We start from the raw sequence: 13,300 nt of genomic DNA on the forward strand, positions 1-13,300 counted from the left end.
CGCTCGCAAGAGCCGTTCTGCGGATTTCCCAACGGAGTCGTAAACGCGTGGGCTTCCTGTGTCGGTGGCTAGGCCGCCGCGCAGAGGGCCAGCCCGGCCCTGTCGAGGACGTTCAGCGCGCCTACGTGGTCGGCGTTCGCGAGGAAGCCGCACGAGGTGCACTCGAACGTCGCTTGTGTGGTGCGGTTCTCCTTCGCGACGTGCCCGCATTGGGGGCAGGTACGGGAGGTGTTGCGGGCGTTAACGGGGATCACTCGACGACTGGCGCTTTCAGCCTTGTTCGCCAGGATTGCCAGGAACTGCCCCCAACCCGCGTCGAGGATGCTTCGGTTCAAGCCTGCTTTGGCGGCGGCACCGTTGGCAAGGAACGCCCCGTCGTTGTCCGGGTCGGGCTTGGCTTTCGGGGCGCGGGTCATGCCCGCTGTGTTCAACTGCTCGTGTCCGATCACGTCGTGCTCGCGCACGAGATCGAGGGCCCTCTTGTGGTGGTGGTCGAGACGCTGGCGCCGGATCTTGGCGTGCAGTTTGGCGACCTTCCGCGCTGCTGCCCGGTGCTTCTTCGTGCGCCGACGGGTGCGTTGGGGGAAGGCGTCGAGTGCCCGCTGGGCTTCGGCCAGGGCATCGGCGGACGCTTGGAGAAAGCGCGGGTTGGCGACGTGCACGCCCTCGCTGGTAGTCATCAAGTGCGTCACACCCAGGTCGATGCCGACGATCGCTCCCGTCCGGTCAAGCGGCTCGGCGGGCACGTCGTCACAGGCGAGGATCACGTACCAGTGCTTGCCCTCACGCTTGACGGAGACTGTCTTCACGCGGCCCTTCACGGGCCGGTGCTGGTGCACACGGACGTGTCCGAGGCCTTGCAGCCGCACGCGGGTGACCGGGTCGTGCGGTGTGGAGTTCCAGCGGCAGCCGTCACCGTCCTTGGGGAAGGTCACCGTGTCGAAGTGCCCGGCGCCCTTGTAGCGCGGGTATCCGGGTGTCTGACCGGCCTTGACCCGGCGGAAGAACGCGGTGAACGCCTTGTCCAGGCGCCGCAAGGTGGCCTGCTGGCTGGAGAAGGACCAGCGGCCCTGCCGCTGCGGGTCGAACGCCCGGATCTCCTTGACCTGGGCGGACTGGTCTCCGTAGGTGACGCTGGTCTTCGAGGCGTGCCGGTAGGCGTCGCGGCGCTCCTGTAACGCGCCGTTGTAGAGCGAGCGGTGATCGCGCAGCATTTCGGACAGAGCCTGGGCCTGGCGGACGGTGGGGCGAAGGCGGAACGTGAAGGCGCGTATCAAGGTCGCGCCTCCTTGTCCTTCTCCCAGGGCCTCTCCCACTGGGTGTTGATGTACTTCTCCACCGTGGCGGCGCTGACCGCGCCCACCGAGGCGGTGAAGTACGACGACGACCACAGCGTGGGCATCCGCGACTTCAGGTGCGGGAACTCATCCCGCAGCACGCGGGAGGTGAAGCCCTTGAACTGGTTGGCCACATACGACGCCGACGACTTGGGATCGTGCTTGACGAACAGGTGAACGTGGTCGGGCATCACCTCAAGGGCGATGATCTCCCACCCGCGCTCGGCGGCCTTCTGCTCGATCAGCTCACGCAGCCGGACCGCGACCCGTCCGCCGAGGACCGCACGGCGGTACTTCGGGCACCACACCACATGGAGCCCGAGGTCATACACACCGCCGGAGAACCGGCGAACCTTCCTGGTCACAGCCACACAATCACTATACAAACGCGGCAGGTCTAGTGTGGCAAGGATGCGGTACAGGTGAACAGCGCAGATCCGTGGGGAAAGTTGATGTCAGACCAGCCCAGAGAAGCCATTCCCCACGCCGCTAAAGCGCGTCCCCTGGCTAGATCCTGATGGCACGCGCCGCAGACGATGAGCGTCTTGCGCCGCATTCTTGCCATGAGCGTGGCCCACGCGGCATCGTCATCCAGCTGTCAGGCTCGCTACGGGTGCGGCTGGCCGACACGACAGTCTTCGCGCGGCCGTACCGGACAATGACAATCGTGGGCAACGACCAGCCTGTGGACATCAGTTGGCCCGCCTCGACCCGGGTCATCATGGCGTGGCTGGAGTGCGCCGCGCTGACAAGCGCTCTCCGCATCCTCCTGCCGCGGACGGGACAGGAACGGGTGCGCGTGGCATCGGCACCGATTTCGGGCGCGGAGGGGTTCGCGATCTACGGGGCCGTTCAGCCTGGATCCACCGATCGGTGATGGGCCGTGGGGAGGGCTGACGCACAGAGGTGCCCGCTGAGCTGGGATGATGGGAGTTCTCACGCTTCCACCAGGCCCGACCAGCAAGGCACCTCGTAAGTGAAATCCTCCCACAGCCCCGCGGTGACGTTCGCCGCCTTCGACGATCCGAACCTGATCGCGCACGGCGGGCTGGCGCCTGCGGTCCGACTGGCCGAGCGGTGTGGCTTGCCCGAGCTGGTCCGCACCAGGGTCCGCCTGGACCATGCGGGCAACGGGGCCGGGGCCGCACCGGACGCGAAGGTGATGTCGCTGGTCACCGCGATGCTCGCGGGCGCGGACAGCATCGACGACACCGACGTACTGCGGCACGGCGCGATGGCCAAGGCGTTCGCCGGGATGCGTGCCCCCTCCACCCTCGGCAGCTTCCTGCGCGCGTTCACCTGGGGCCATGTGCGCCAACTGCAGTCCGCCGCCCGCGCGTTCACGTGCCGACTGGCCGGGCACTGCCAGCTGCTGCCCGGCGCGGACCAGGTGGTCTACCTGGACATCGACTCCAAGGTGAAGCAGGTCTACGGCGCCGCCAAGCAGGGTGCCGAACACGGCTACACCAAGGTCAGGGGCCTGCACTTCCAGATCGTGGTCGCCTCCACCCCGCTCGCCGCCCCGGTCGTCGTCGCCGAGCGGCTGCGCAAGGGCTCGGCCGGCTCGGCCAAGGGTGCCGCCACGCTGATCGCCGAGGCCATCAAGGCCGTACGGGCCATGGGCGCCACCGGCATGGTCGTTGTCCGCGCCGACTCGGCGTTCTTCTCCCACAAGGTCGTCGCCGTCTGCCGCCGTCACAAGGCCCGCTTCTCCCTGGCCGTCGCCCAGCGCAAGAAGGTCCGCGAACTCATCGCCACCATCCCCGAGACCGCCTGGACACCGATCAAGTACCCCAAGGCGATCTGGGACAAGGACGAGGAGCGCTGGATCTCCGACGCGGAGGTCGCCGAGGTCGAGTACACCGCGTTCACCGGCAAGGCCAAGAAGTACCGCGCCACCGCCCGGCTCCTGGTCCGCCGGGTGCGACGACTGAACGACGCCCATATCCCGGACAGACAGGGCGAGTTGTTCAAGGTCTGGCGCTTCCATGCGGTGTTCACCGACAGCCCCTACGCGCTGGTCGAAGCGGAGCGGTGCCACCGTGCGCACGCCGTAGTGGAACAGGTCTTCGCCGATCTGGAGGACTCAGCTCTCGGCCATCTGCCGTCGGGGAAGTTCACCGCGAACGCTGCCTGGCTCACCCTGGCCGTGCTCGCCCACAATCTCACCCGCGCCCTGGGCACGCTCGCCTCGGCGTTCCATGCCAAGGCCCGCACGGGCACCATCCGCTGCCAACTCCTGGCCGTACCAGCACGGTTGGCTGCCCGAGCCCGCACCCTGACCTTCCACCTGCCCGAACGCTGGCCGTGGCAGGACGCCTTCACCAGCCTGTGGACGGCGGTCGGCTGCAAGCTACGGACCTGATCCGCTCAGCAGGCCCACCCACCCACGCCCAAGGACCTCGGAGACCCCGCCACCGGGACGGCCACCCGGCACTCACCCCTGCCCACCAGCGGAAACCCGCCTGGAACCCCGCGCCGAAATAACCCGAAACCGCCCACCGGAATACCGCCGGTGGATTCAGGTTCAGATCATCGCCCGCGCCTTCGATGAGTTCGGTTCCCCGGAGGCGGTCCCGGCCACGCAGTCCCGGGTGCTCGCTCAGCAGATGCTCGTCACGACGCTGCTCGCCGTGCCGTACTCCTTCTCCGCGCGGCTGCGGGAGCCGGCCGTGCTCGCCTCGGACGCCAAGGTCCAGGCGGCATTGCGCCTGGTGGCCGCGGAGCAGTTCGCGGAGCGGTCAATTCTTGACCTTGCTGCCGAGCTGGGCATCAGCCTGCGCGCGCTCGAGCTCGGGTTTCGGCGCGAGCTGGACACCACCCCCCATGAGTACCTGCGCACCTCCCGCCTCGCGCGCGCACGAGGAACTGGCACGCGCCGACGCTCGCTGCACCACCGTGAGCGCCATCGCCGGCAAGTGGGGCTTTGCCCACCACGGCCGGTTTGCCCGCGCCTACCGTGAGCTGTTCGGCGAGTCGCCTGCCCAGACGCTGCGTTCCTGACGCTGCGTCAATCCCTTTCGCGGATCGGCTCTAGGCCGTTCGCGTTCCGGCTGTTCCGCCATCTCCGGGCTTCCTAGCGTGTGAGCCCAGCCACTCAACCGCACAGGAAGACCAGGGTGATGACGTTCTTCAGCCTTGAGGACAAGATCAGGCAGGCAGGCGGCAACCCGGCCAGGATGCTGCGCGAGGACCCGACTGAGCCCTATCTCTTCCCCTTCCGGGAGCAGTTCAGCAACTGGCGCGACGAGCAGACGGCGTGGGCCACCACGGCGACCCTGTTCGACCAGTCGTTCCACATGCAAGACATCTACTTCACCGGCCCGGACGTCAAGCGGCTGTTCTCGGAGAGTGCGGTGAACAACTTCGCGACGTTCGGGCGCAACCGCGCCAAGCAGTTGGTCGCGGTCAACCCCGACGGCGACATCATCGGTGACGGGATCGTCTTCGGGTTCGAGGACGACCGGTATGTGCTTGTCGGCACGCCTCCCGCCTCCGACTGGCTGGCTTTCCGCGCGCAGAGCGGCGACTACGACGTTGAGGTCGAAGCGGACCCGGCGACCCCCTTCAACCCCAATCCGCGCAAGAAGTTCCGCTATCAGCTCCAGGGTCCCCGCAGCCTCGACATCATCCGCAAGGCCGCGGGCGACGCGATCGACCACATCAAATTCTTCCAGATGGGCGAGTTCCAGATCGCAGGCGTGCCGATCCGCGCGCTCAACCACACGATGATGGGCGTCCCCGGACAGGAGCACACCGGCCTGGAGATGACCGGGCCGGTCGCCGAGAGTCAGCGTGTGCTGGACGCCCTGGTGCATGCCGGCGAGGAGTTCGGGATGCGCATGGGCGGCTCGCTCGCCTACGCGACGGTCGCCCAAGCCTCCGGATGGTTCCCCATGCCGGTCCCCGCGGTCTACCTCGGCGACGAGCTGCGGGCCTACCGGCAGCACCTGCCCGCCGCGAGCTTCGAGGGCCGCGCCTCCATCGGCGGCAGCCTGGAGTCCGACGACATCCGCGACTACTACCTCACCCCCTGGGACCTCGGCTACGGGCATCTCATCCACTTCGAGCACGAGTTCGTCGGCCGTGACGGGCTCCTGGCCCGCAAGGACGAGCCGCACAAGACCAAGGTGTTCCTGCGCTGGAACGACCAGGACGCCGGCGACGCGATCACCAGCAGCCTCTTCGACGCCCCGAACGGCGCCAAGTTCATGGAGATGCCCTCTGCTGCTTACGCCATGGCCCACTACGACCAGGTCCGGGTCAGCGGCACGCAGATCGGGGTCGCCAACTGGCCGGTGTACATCACCAACTTCGGCGGCTGGGTTCCAACCGGCCTCATCGACGATCAGTACGCCAAGGAAGGCACCGAGGTCGAGGTGCTGTGGGGCAACGAGTCCGCGATCGGAGTCAAGCCGCGCGTCGAGGCCCACAAGACCCGTGGCATCCGCGCCACCGTCCACACCGCGCCCCCGCTCAAGAAGCACTGACGAGGCCCTGGACACGATGACATCAAAAGGAGCCGCAGCGGTGACGCCCACGGCTGACGCCGGAACCTCAGCGGACACGGGGCGCACTGGGGACGAGGGACGCCTTATCGTCCACGGCCAGGACCGCTCCGGCGTCGTGGCGGGCGTCTCCGCCGCGCTGACCGCGGCGGGCGCGAACATCGTCTCCCTCGACCAGTACTCCACTGACCCATCCGGGGGGCGGTTCTTCCAGCGGACGGTCTTTCGCATCCACGGCCTCGCCGTCGTGCGGCCTGACCTGGAGGCCGTGTTGCAAGAGCGGATCGGCGCGGACCTCGGCCTGCAACGGAGCCTCGTCGAGGCCGCCAGGTCCAAGCGGGTCGCGATCTTCGCGTCGCAGACTGATCACTGCCTGCTTGACCTGCTGTGGCGGCAGCGCCGCGGGGAACTGAACATGTCCGTCGCGATGGTGGTCTCCCATCACCCCCGATCTCGCCGAGGAGGTCCGCCAGTTCAACGTCCCGTACTTCTCCGTTCCCGTCGAGAACGGGGACAAGAAGGCGGCGGAGCGGGAACCTCTCCGGCTGCTGAAGGGCAACGTCGACCTGGTCATCCTCGCCCGGTACATGCAGATCATCTCCGACGACTTCATCCGCGAGGTCGGGGTGCCCATCATCAACATCCACCATTCCTTCCTGCCGGCGTTCATCGGGGCCGGCCCGTGCCAGAAGGCCTAGGTCCGCGGGGTGGAGCTCGTCGGCGCCGCGGCGCATACGTCACCGAGGATCTCGATGAGGGGCCGATCATCGAGCAGGACGTGGTGCGCGTCACCCACGCCGACTCGGTGCGTGACCAGATGCGGCGCGGTGCCGATGTCGAGCGCACGGTCCTGGCCCGTGCCGTCGGCTGGCATTGCGGGGACCGCGTGCTGCGGGACGGCAACTCGACGGTCGTGCTCGCGTCGTGACCGCCGCGATCATCGACGGTGCCGCCGTCGCACGGGCGAGCCGTGCCCGAACCGCCGGCCGCGCGGCCGCGTTCCGTGCCCGCCACGGCGTCGCCCCGGGGCTCGCCACCGTCCTGGTCGGCGACGACCCGGCCAGCGAGGTGTATGTGCGCAACAAGCGCCGGGCAGCCACGGAAGCTGGCATTGCGGACTTCCACCGGCACCTGGACGCACGGTCCGCGCCAGACGACCTGGCCGGCGTCATCGCCGATCTCGGCGCCGACCACCGGGTGTCAGGCATCCTGCTCCAGCTGCCCGTCCCCCAGCATCTGGACGGGCCGGCGCTGGTCGACCTCATCCCCCCGGACAAGGACGTCGACGGGCTCACCACCCTGAGCCAGGGCCTGCTCGCCCGGGGGCTGCCCGGCCTGCGGCCGTGCACCCCCAGCGGTGTCATCGAGCTGCTGGACTCCGCCGACGTCGGCCTGGCCGGCGCGCACGTCGTCGTGGTCGGCCGCTCCGAACTGGTCGGCAAGCCGATGGCGCAGCTCCTGCTCGGGCGTGACGCCACCGTCACGATCGCCCACTCCCGCACTCGGAACCTCGAGGCGGTCACCCGGGAGGCCGACATCCTGGTCGTCGCGGCCGGCCGGCCCGCGCTGATCACGGCGCGGCACGTGAAACCCGGCGCGGCCGTCATCGACGTCGGCATCCACCGCACCAGTCACGGGCTGGCCGGCGACGTCGCCTTCGACGAGGTCTCCGCCGTGGCCGGGTACCTGACACCGGTCCCCGGCGGCGTCGGCCCGATGACGATCGCCGCCCTTCTCTCCAACACCGTCTCCGCCGCCGAGATCAGGGCGGCGGCCACTGAATCCACGGACCGGAGGTCCCCGCACCATGTCCTATGACATCCTCGACGGCTTGTCGCCTGAGATGACCGGGAAAGACGTTCCCTCCTCGACGAAGCACGCGCCCTGCTCCCGGCAGGCACCCGCGTGAACGTCACCTACCTCGGCAACGAGAACTTCGAGATGCGACGGGAGGGGATCTGATGGCAGTGCACACGTCCCCCGGAACGGCAGGAGATCCGGCGAGCGGGGCAGCGGTCCGGTCACTTATCGGCGACGCTGCCATCGAAGTGATCCCGCTGCGCAGCGCGGATGAGAAACTGAAGGCGATTCCCGAGGGAACGACGGTCTCCGTGACCACCTCGGCGAAGCTGGGCCTGGGCCGGACCCTGGAGTTTGCCGAGCGGGCGGTGCGGGCGGGGTTCAACGTTGTCCCGCACCTGGCCGCGCGGCAGCTGACCGGCGAGGAGGAGCTGCGCAGGTTCATCGGCCGGCTGGGGGAGCTGGGGATCAGCCGGCTGTACCTCATCGGGGGGGACGTGACGCCGCCCGCGGGGCCGTATGACTCTTCGCTGCAGGTCCTTGAGGCCATGCAGCGCATGGATCATGGGCTGCGCCGGATCGGCGTGGCGTGTTATCCCGAGGGGCACCCGAAGATCAGCGACGCGGCGCTGTCTGAGGCGCTGCGCGATAAGCAGCCTTATGCCGCGTACATGGTGAGCCAGCTGTGCTTCAGCCCCGAGGTGCTGGTGTCGTGGCTGCGGCGGGTGCGCGGTGAGGGCATCACGCTGCCGTTGCTTATCGGGCTGGCCGCCCCGATGCAGGTGACCAAGCTGATCAAGCTGGGGCCGCAGATCGGGGTCGGCACCTCGGTGCGGTACCTCGCCAAGCAGCACGGGTTCATCGGCAATGTCCTGAAGGGCGGCGCCTACCGGCCCGAGAGCCTGCTGCTGGAGATTGGCGATGCGGTCACGTCGCCGGAGCTGGGGATCGAGGGGCTGCACCTGTTCTCGTTCAACCAGGTCGAGGAGACCGTCCGGTGGCAGCGGGATATCACGGCGGCCTCTTCCGGGGCCGCGCGGTGACCGCGGTCGGAAATACCGAACAGCCGGAGACAGTCCTGGATGAGTGGCTGGCCGCCGCCGGGGAGGACCCGGCCGCGTTCTACCACCGGTCCCTGATCACCGTCGTGGGCAGGTCCAATAACGTCGGCAAGCCCGCCGTGTCCCTGGCCTATGGCCGGCAGGCGGCGGTGGAGTCGGTCGATGAGTGGGCCAGCCGCTCGGGCCGGCTCGGCCTGCATACCCGCCGGGCCGACGTCCTCATCGTCGCCGCCGGCGTGCCTGGGCTCATCCGCGCCGAGCACGTCCGCGAGGGCGCGGTCGTCCTCGACGTCGGCATCAACCAGGTCACCGACCCCGCCACCGGCAACGGCCGCCTGGTCGGCGACGTGGACTACGACGCGGTCGCCCCCCGGGTGCGGGCCATCACGCCGGTTCCCGGCGGGATCGGCCCGGTCACCGACGTGTGGGTCATCCGCAACACGGTCGCTGCGGCCAGGAACGCCGCCCGGCAGCGCTGCGCGTGACCCGGTCGTCTCGTCAGGAAGGAGCATCCTCATCATGGCCGCCATCACCCTAGCGCCGGGGACCGAGTACGTGCTCACAGTGTCGTGCGCCAACCGGCCCGGCCTCCTCCACGCCATCTCCAGCTTCCTCGTCGATCACGACGCCAACGTGATCGAGAACAAGCAGTTCGACGACCGGCAGGCCGACATGTTCTTCATGCGGGTCCAGTTCGAGTCGGCGTCGGGCAGCCCGCTCGACGCTGGGGCGCTACGGAAGGACTTCGCCGAGGTCGCTGAGCCCTGCGGCATGACCTGGAACCTCACCGACGCCGCGCAGCGCCAGCGGGTCCTCATCATGGTCAGCAAGTACGGCCATTGCCTCAACGACCTGCTGTTCCGGGCCAGCACCGGATGGCTCAACATCGACATCGTCGCGGTCGTGTCCAACCACCCCGACCTCGCGCCCCTGGCCGACGACTACGAGATCCCGTTCTACCACGTGCCCGTCGACCCCGCCGACAAGGCCAAGGCCGAGGCCGAGCTGCTCCGGCTCGCCGACGAGCACCGGGCCGACCTGGTCGTCCTCGCCCGCTACATGCAGATCCTGTCCGACGACCTATGCCGACAGCTGGAAGGCCGGGCGATCAACATCCACCACTCCATGCTCCCCAGCTTCAAGGGCGCCCGCCCCTACTTCCAGGCCTACGAACGCGGCGTCAAACTCGTCGGCGCCACCGCCCATTACGTGACCGCGGACCTGGACGAGGGACCGATCATCGAGCAGACCGTGACGCCTGTCAACCACTCGATGACCGCCGGGGACTTCACCGCGATCGGACGGGACACCGAGTGCCTGGCCCTGGCGCACGCCGTCCGGTGGCACACCGAAAACCGCGTCCTGCTCGACGGCAAGCGGACCGTCGTCTTCCGATGACAGCCGCGATGACCAGTAGTTTCGGCTTGGATATGCGACTGTTCGGCGCCGAACCCAATGATCTCGAACGGTCCGGCCTGACTCTCACCGACCGCGTGCTTCTGCACCGTTTTGCGACGTCACGGACCGTGGTCTTCCAATGACCTGCACCTGCGGCGCCGTGGACGCGGTCGCGGCCATGGCGTACCTGGACGGGCTGACCGGCTATGAGCAGACCGGCCGGCTGGAGCAGCCCACGCTTGAGCGGATGGCCCGCCTGGCCGGCGCGCTGGGCGACCCGCAGCGCGCCTACCCGGTCATTCACCTGACCGGCACGAACGGGAAGGGCTCCACGGCCGCGATGATCGCCAGCTTGCTGAGCGGCCAGGGACTGCGGGTCGGGACCTACACCAGCCCGCATGTCACCCGGCTGGCCGAGCGCGTCACGATCGGCGGGAAGCCCGTCGCGGACGAGGCCCTGGCCGGGGCTGTTGACCGGGTCAGGCAGGCGGCCGTGCGGGCCGGGGTCACGCCGAGCTGGTTCGAGGCAGTGACCGCCGCCGCGCTGTGGCTGCTGGCCGCGGCCGGGGTGGACGTGGCCGTGATCGAGGTGGGGATGTTGGGCCGCTGGGATGCCACGAACGTCGCCGACGGGGCGGTGGCCGTGGTCACCAACGTGCAGCTGGACCACACGGACGTGGCGGGCCCGACGCGGGCGGGGATCGCGGCGGAGAAGGCGGGCATCATCAAGCCGGGCGCCACCCTCGTCCTGGGGGAGCGGGACCCGGGGCTCCGGGCCATCTTCGAGGCACAGCACCCGGCCCGCATCCTGGCCGCGGGCCAGGAGATGTCCTGGCGCAACCGCCGCGTTACCCCGGCTGGTTCCCTGGTCGATCTCGTCAACCTCTGGGGGACGCGGGCCGGGATCGCAGTCGGCATGTTCGGCGCGCATCAGTGTGACAACGCGCTGCTGGCGCTGACAGCCGCCGAGGCGTTCACCGGGGCGCCGATCCCCGCGGCCGCCGTGACCGCCGCCCTGGGCGGCACGCAGGTTCCCGGACGCTTCGAGATCGTCCGGACCAGCCCGGTCGTGGCCCTGGACGGCGCGCACAACCCGGCCGGCGCGGCGGCGCTGCGCCGGACCATCGAGGAGAGCTTTGCCTCCGTCACGCCCCGGATCCTGGTCTACGGCACCCTGGCCGGCCGGGACCCCGTCGAGTTCCTTGACCAGGCCGGGGTCCGGTCCGCGGACCTCGTCGTCACCACCGAACCGGCTTCCCCGCGGGCAATGTCGGCCGATCTCCTTGCCGGGGTGGTCCGCGGCTTCGGGGTGCCCGTCACACCCGTCAGGCGGCCCGCGCAGGCCCTTTCGGCCGCGGTGACCGCGGCGGGCCGCCGCGGCCTGGTCGTCGCCACGGGCTCGCTATATCTCATCGCCCCCCCCTCAGAGCCGCCGCCCTCGAACGCCCGTCCGGAGTGCTTCCATGACCGCCGACACCCTGACCGCGCCCGCCGCCTCCCGGCCTCGCCCCGCTGCCCAGCCGCGCCAGGATGTCCCGGGGTTTCCCCGCCGGGACCGCTGCCTGGTGATGGGGATCGTCAACGTCACGCCTGATTCCTTCTCCGACGGCGGGGCCTGCCTGGCTGCGGCGAGCGCCGTGGAGCACGGCCTGGCGCTGGCCCGCTCCGGGGCGGACATCATCGATGTGGGCGGTGAATCGACCCGGCCCGGCGCTGGCCGCACCGGGGAAGCCGAGGAACTGCGGCGGGTGCTGCCCGTGATCCGCGAGCTGTCCGGGGCGGGCCTCACGGTGACCATCGACACCACGCGCTCCCGGGTGGCCGAGGCGGCGCTGGCGGCCGGGGCAGCGGGCATCAACGACGTCAGCGGCGGGCTCGCCGACCCGGCGATGGCCGCGCTGGCCGCCGGGGCGCGCGTCCCCTATGTCGCGATGCACTGGCGCGGCCCCAGCCGCGACATGCAGCAGCGCGCGGTCTACGCCGATGTCGTCGCCGAGGTCGCCGCCGAGCTCCGCTCCCGGCTGGACGCGCTCCTGCGGGCCGGCATCGACCGCCGGCAGCTCGTGCTCGATCCCGGCCTCGGCTTCGCCAAACGGCCCGCGCACAACTGGCAATTGCTGAACCGGCTCGGCGAACTGCGGGCGCTGGGCCAGCCGGTGCTGATCGGAGCGTCCCGCAAGTCGTTCCTGGGCGCGCTGCCGGGCCCGGGCGGCAATACCCCGCCGCCGTCGGCGCGGGACATGGCCACCGCGGCCGTCTCCGCGCTGGCCGCCGCCGCGGGCGCGTACTGCGTCCGCGTGCATGACGTGACCGCCACGCTCGATGCCGTGCGGGTGGCCGCCGCGTGGACGGCATCGAGCGTGGACACGGCTCGGCCGGAAGAGGGCTGATGATGATTCCTGACGTGCAGAGCTGGCCCGATGACCGCGGGATCGGGCTTGACGAGGTGGGTATCACCGGGGTCCGTTACCCGGTCTCGGTGTTCGACGCCGGCCACGGCAAGCAGGACACGGTGGCCGGCGTGACGCTATCGGTCTCGCTCCCGCCGGAGAAGAAGGGCGCCCGCCTCAGCCGGTTCGTCGAGGTTCTCGACGCCCATGCGGGCGAGGTGACGCCCCAGACCATCCCCGTGATCCTCACGGCGCTGCAGGACCGGCTCGGCAGCCCGGCCGCCCGCCTGCACCTGAGGTTCCCGTACTTTCTGCGGCGCAGCGCCCCGGTCAGCGGGGCCACCGCAATGATGGACTATGAGTGCGGGATCACCGCGTCGGCACGCGGAGATGATGTCCGCCTGGCGATCAGCGCGCGTGTCCCGGTGACCAGCGTCTGCCCGTGCAGCAAGGCCATCAGCGACTACGGGGCGCACAACCAGCGCAGCCACATCACCATCGAGGCCGAGCCAGCCGCCGGGGTCGGCCCCGCCCAGGCGCCGGTGTGGCTGGAGGGCCTCATCACCGCGGCCGAGACGACCGCGTCCAGCCCGGTCTTCCCGCTGCTCAAGCGTGCCGACGAGCGGCAGGTCATCATGCACGGCTACGACCACCCGGTGTTCGTCGAGGACATGGCCCGCGGGGTCACCGAACGGCTGCGCGCCGACTCCTGGATCGCGCGCTTCACCGTGGAAGCGGCCAGCGACGAAAGCATCCACGACCACAGCGCCTTCGCCCGGCTTTCCTGGCCGCCGCACCGCTAAGCC

At 69.7% G+C, this 13,300-nt stretch carries 16 protein-coding genes and 1 pseudogene; 14 read left to right on the forward strand and 3 right to left on the reverse strand.

Annotated elements, in window-relative coordinates:
- Positions 1 to 68: 68 nt before the first annotated feature.
- Genes C4B68_RS00210 through C4B68_RS44530 form a run of 3 tightly spaced genes read right to left on the reverse strand, consistent with a single transcriptional unit; the run spans position 69 to position 1,932 of the window.
- Positions 69 to 1,277: an RNA-guided endonuclease InsQ/TnpB family protein gene (locus tag C4B68_RS00210; RefSeq protein WP_099506712.1), complete on the reverse strand. Its 1,209-nt coding sequence runs from the start codon at positions 1,275 to 1,277 to the stop codon at positions 69 to 71.
- On the reverse strand, positions 1,274 to 1,708 hold the full coding sequence (tnpA, locus tag C4B68_RS00215) for an IS200/IS605 family transposase (protein ID WP_099506713.1): 435 nt from the start codon (positions 1,706 to 1,708) through the stop codon (positions 1,274 to 1,276). Before tnpA ends, C4B68_RS00210 begins: the two co-directional genes overlap by 4 nt.
- 26 nt (positions 1,709 to 1,734) lie before the next feature.
- Positions 1,735 to 1,932, reverse strand: coding sequence for a hypothetical protein (locus C4B68_RS44530; protein ID WP_373682291.1), 198 nt, complete (start codon positions 1,930 to 1,932; stop codon positions 1,735 to 1,737).
- Between the two features lie 72 nt (positions 1,933 to 2,004).
- Here C4B68_RS44530 and C4B68_RS00220 point away from each other — a divergent pair, with 72 nt between their 5' ends.
- The 14 genes and pseudogenes from C4B68_RS00220 (at position 2,005) to folE2 (ending at position 13,297) form a co-directional block, all read left to right on the forward strand.
- Positions 2,005 to 2,214, forward strand: coding sequence for a hypothetical protein (locus C4B68_RS00220; RefSeq protein WP_146119944.1), 210 nt, complete (start codon positions 2,005 to 2,007; stop codon positions 2,212 to 2,214).
- A 99-nt stretch (positions 2,215 to 2,313) separates the two neighbouring features.
- Positions 2,314 to 3,702 carry an IS1380 family transposase gene (locus C4B68_RS00225; protein WP_099506714.1) on the forward strand — a complete coding sequence of 463 codons (1,389 nt, stop codon included), beginning with the start codon at positions 2,314 to 2,316 and terminating at the stop codon, positions 3,700 to 3,702.
- 461 nt (positions 3,703 to 4,163) lie between these two features.
- Complete coding sequence (locus C4B68_RS44535; protein WP_167458959.1) at positions 4,164 to 4,340, forward strand: helix-turn-helix domain-containing protein; 177 nt, start codon at positions 4,164 to 4,166, stop codon at positions 4,338 to 4,340.
- 119 nt (positions 4,341 to 4,459) lie between these two features.
- Complete coding sequence (locus C4B68_RS00235) at positions 4,460 to 5,827, forward strand: aminomethyltransferase family protein (RefSeq protein WP_099506641.1); 1,368 nt, start codon at positions 4,460 to 4,462, stop codon at positions 5,825 to 5,827.
- A gap of 16 nt (positions 5,828 to 5,843) precedes the next feature.
- Positions 5,844 to 6,104, forward strand: a pseudogene (locus C4B68_RS42655) (ACT domain-containing protein); the annotation flags it as partial.
- A 181-nt stretch (positions 6,105 to 6,285) separates the two neighbouring features.
- A complete protein-coding gene (locus C4B68_RS42660) occupies positions 6,286 to 6,543 on the forward strand; it encodes a formyltransferase family protein (RefSeq protein WP_240634648.1) in 258 nt (85 codons plus the stop codon).
- Positions 6,528 to 6,773 carry a formyltransferase family protein gene (locus tag C4B68_RS42665; protein ID WP_240634779.1) on the forward strand — a complete coding sequence of 82 codons (246 nt, stop codon included), beginning with the start codon at positions 6,528 to 6,530 and terminating at the stop codon, positions 6,771 to 6,773. The genes C4B68_RS42660 and C4B68_RS42665 overlap by 16 nt, the downstream gene beginning before the upstream one ends.
- Positions 6,770 to 7,663 (forward strand): bifunctional methylenetetrahydrofolate dehydrogenase/methenyltetrahydrofolate cyclohydrolase FolD, encoded by an 894-nt coding sequence (gene folD / locus C4B68_RS00245; protein ID WP_099506642.1) that lies wholly within the window; start codon positions 6,770 to 6,772, stop codon positions 7,661 to 7,663. Before C4B68_RS42665 ends, folD begins: the two co-directional genes overlap by 4 nt.
- A 143-nt stretch (positions 7,664 to 7,806) precedes the next feature.
- Positions 7,807 to 8,688, forward strand: coding sequence for a methylenetetrahydrofolate reductase (locus tag C4B68_RS00255; RefSeq protein ID WP_099506643.1), 882 nt, complete (start codon positions 7,807 to 7,809; stop codon positions 8,686 to 8,688).
- Complete coding sequence (locus C4B68_RS00260) at positions 8,643 to 9,191, forward strand: Rossmann-fold NAD(P)-binding domain-containing protein (RefSeq protein WP_099506644.1); 549 nt, start codon at positions 8,643 to 8,645, stop codon at positions 9,189 to 9,191. Before C4B68_RS00255 ends, C4B68_RS00260 begins: the two co-directional genes overlap by 46 nt.
- Positions 9,192 to 9,225: 34 nt before the next feature.
- The gene (gene purU, locus C4B68_RS00265) at positions 9,226 to 10,104 is read left to right on the forward strand and encodes a formyltetrahydrofolate deformylase (protein WP_099506645.1); all 879 of its coding nucleotides are present in this window, start codon (positions 9,226 to 9,228) and stop codon (positions 10,102 to 10,104) included.
- 139 nt (positions 10,105 to 10,243) lie between these two features.
- Positions 10,244 to 11,698, forward strand: coding sequence for a bifunctional folylpolyglutamate synthase/dihydrofolate synthase (locus tag C4B68_RS42670; RefSeq protein ID WP_099506646.1), 1,455 nt, complete (start codon positions 10,244 to 10,246; stop codon positions 11,696 to 11,698).
- The gene (gene folP / locus C4B68_RS00275; RefSeq protein WP_240634089.1) at positions 11,673 to 12,494 is read left to right on the forward strand and encodes a dihydropteroate synthase; all 822 of its coding nucleotides are present in this window, start codon (positions 11,673 to 11,675) and stop codon (positions 12,492 to 12,494) included. The genes C4B68_RS42670 and folP overlap by 26 nt, the downstream gene beginning before the upstream one ends.
- On the forward strand, positions 12,494 to 13,297 hold the full coding sequence (gene folE2 / locus C4B68_RS00280; protein ID WP_206337049.1) for a GTP cyclohydrolase FolE2: 804 nt from the start codon (positions 12,494 to 12,496) through the stop codon (positions 13,295 to 13,297). The genes folP and folE2 overlap by 1 nt, the downstream gene beginning before the upstream one ends.
- Positions 13,298 to 13,300: the final 3 nt, after the last annotated feature.

It is taken from the genome of Streptomyces dengpaensis (assembly GCF_002946835.1).
Lineage (GTDB): Bacteria > Actinomycetota > Actinomycetes > Streptomycetales > Streptomycetaceae > Streptomyces > Streptomyces dengpaensis.

Excerpts from the sequence above, each read along its gene's own strand:
- folP (WP_240634089.1), top strand. The coding sequence starts at position 11,673 with ATGGGGATCGTCAACGTCACGCCTGATTCCTTCTCCGACGGCGGGGCC.
- C4B68_RS44535 (WP_167458959.1), top strand. The coding sequence starts at position 4,164 with ATGAGTACCTGCGCACCTCCCGCCTCGCGCGCGCACGAGGAACTGGCA.
- folE2 (WP_206337049.1), top strand. The coding sequence starts at position 12,494 with ATGATGATTCCTGACGTGCAGAGCTGGCCCGATGACCGCGGGATCGGG.
- purU (WP_099506645.1), top strand. The coding sequence starts at position 9,226 with ATGGCCGCCATCACCCTAGCGCCGGGGACCGAGTACGTGCTCACAGTG.
- C4B68_RS00235 (WP_099506641.1), top strand. The coding sequence starts at position 4,460 with ATGACGTTCTTCAGCCTTGAGGACAAGATCAGGCAGGCAGGCGGCAAC.
- C4B68_RS42670 (WP_099506646.1), top strand. The coding sequence starts at position 10,244 with ATGACCTGCACCTGCGGCGCCGTGGACGCGGTCGCGGCCATGGCGTAC.
- C4B68_RS00255 (WP_099506643.1), top strand. The coding sequence starts at position 7,807 with ATGGCAGTGCACACGTCCCCCGGAACGGCAGGAGATCCGGCGAGCGGG.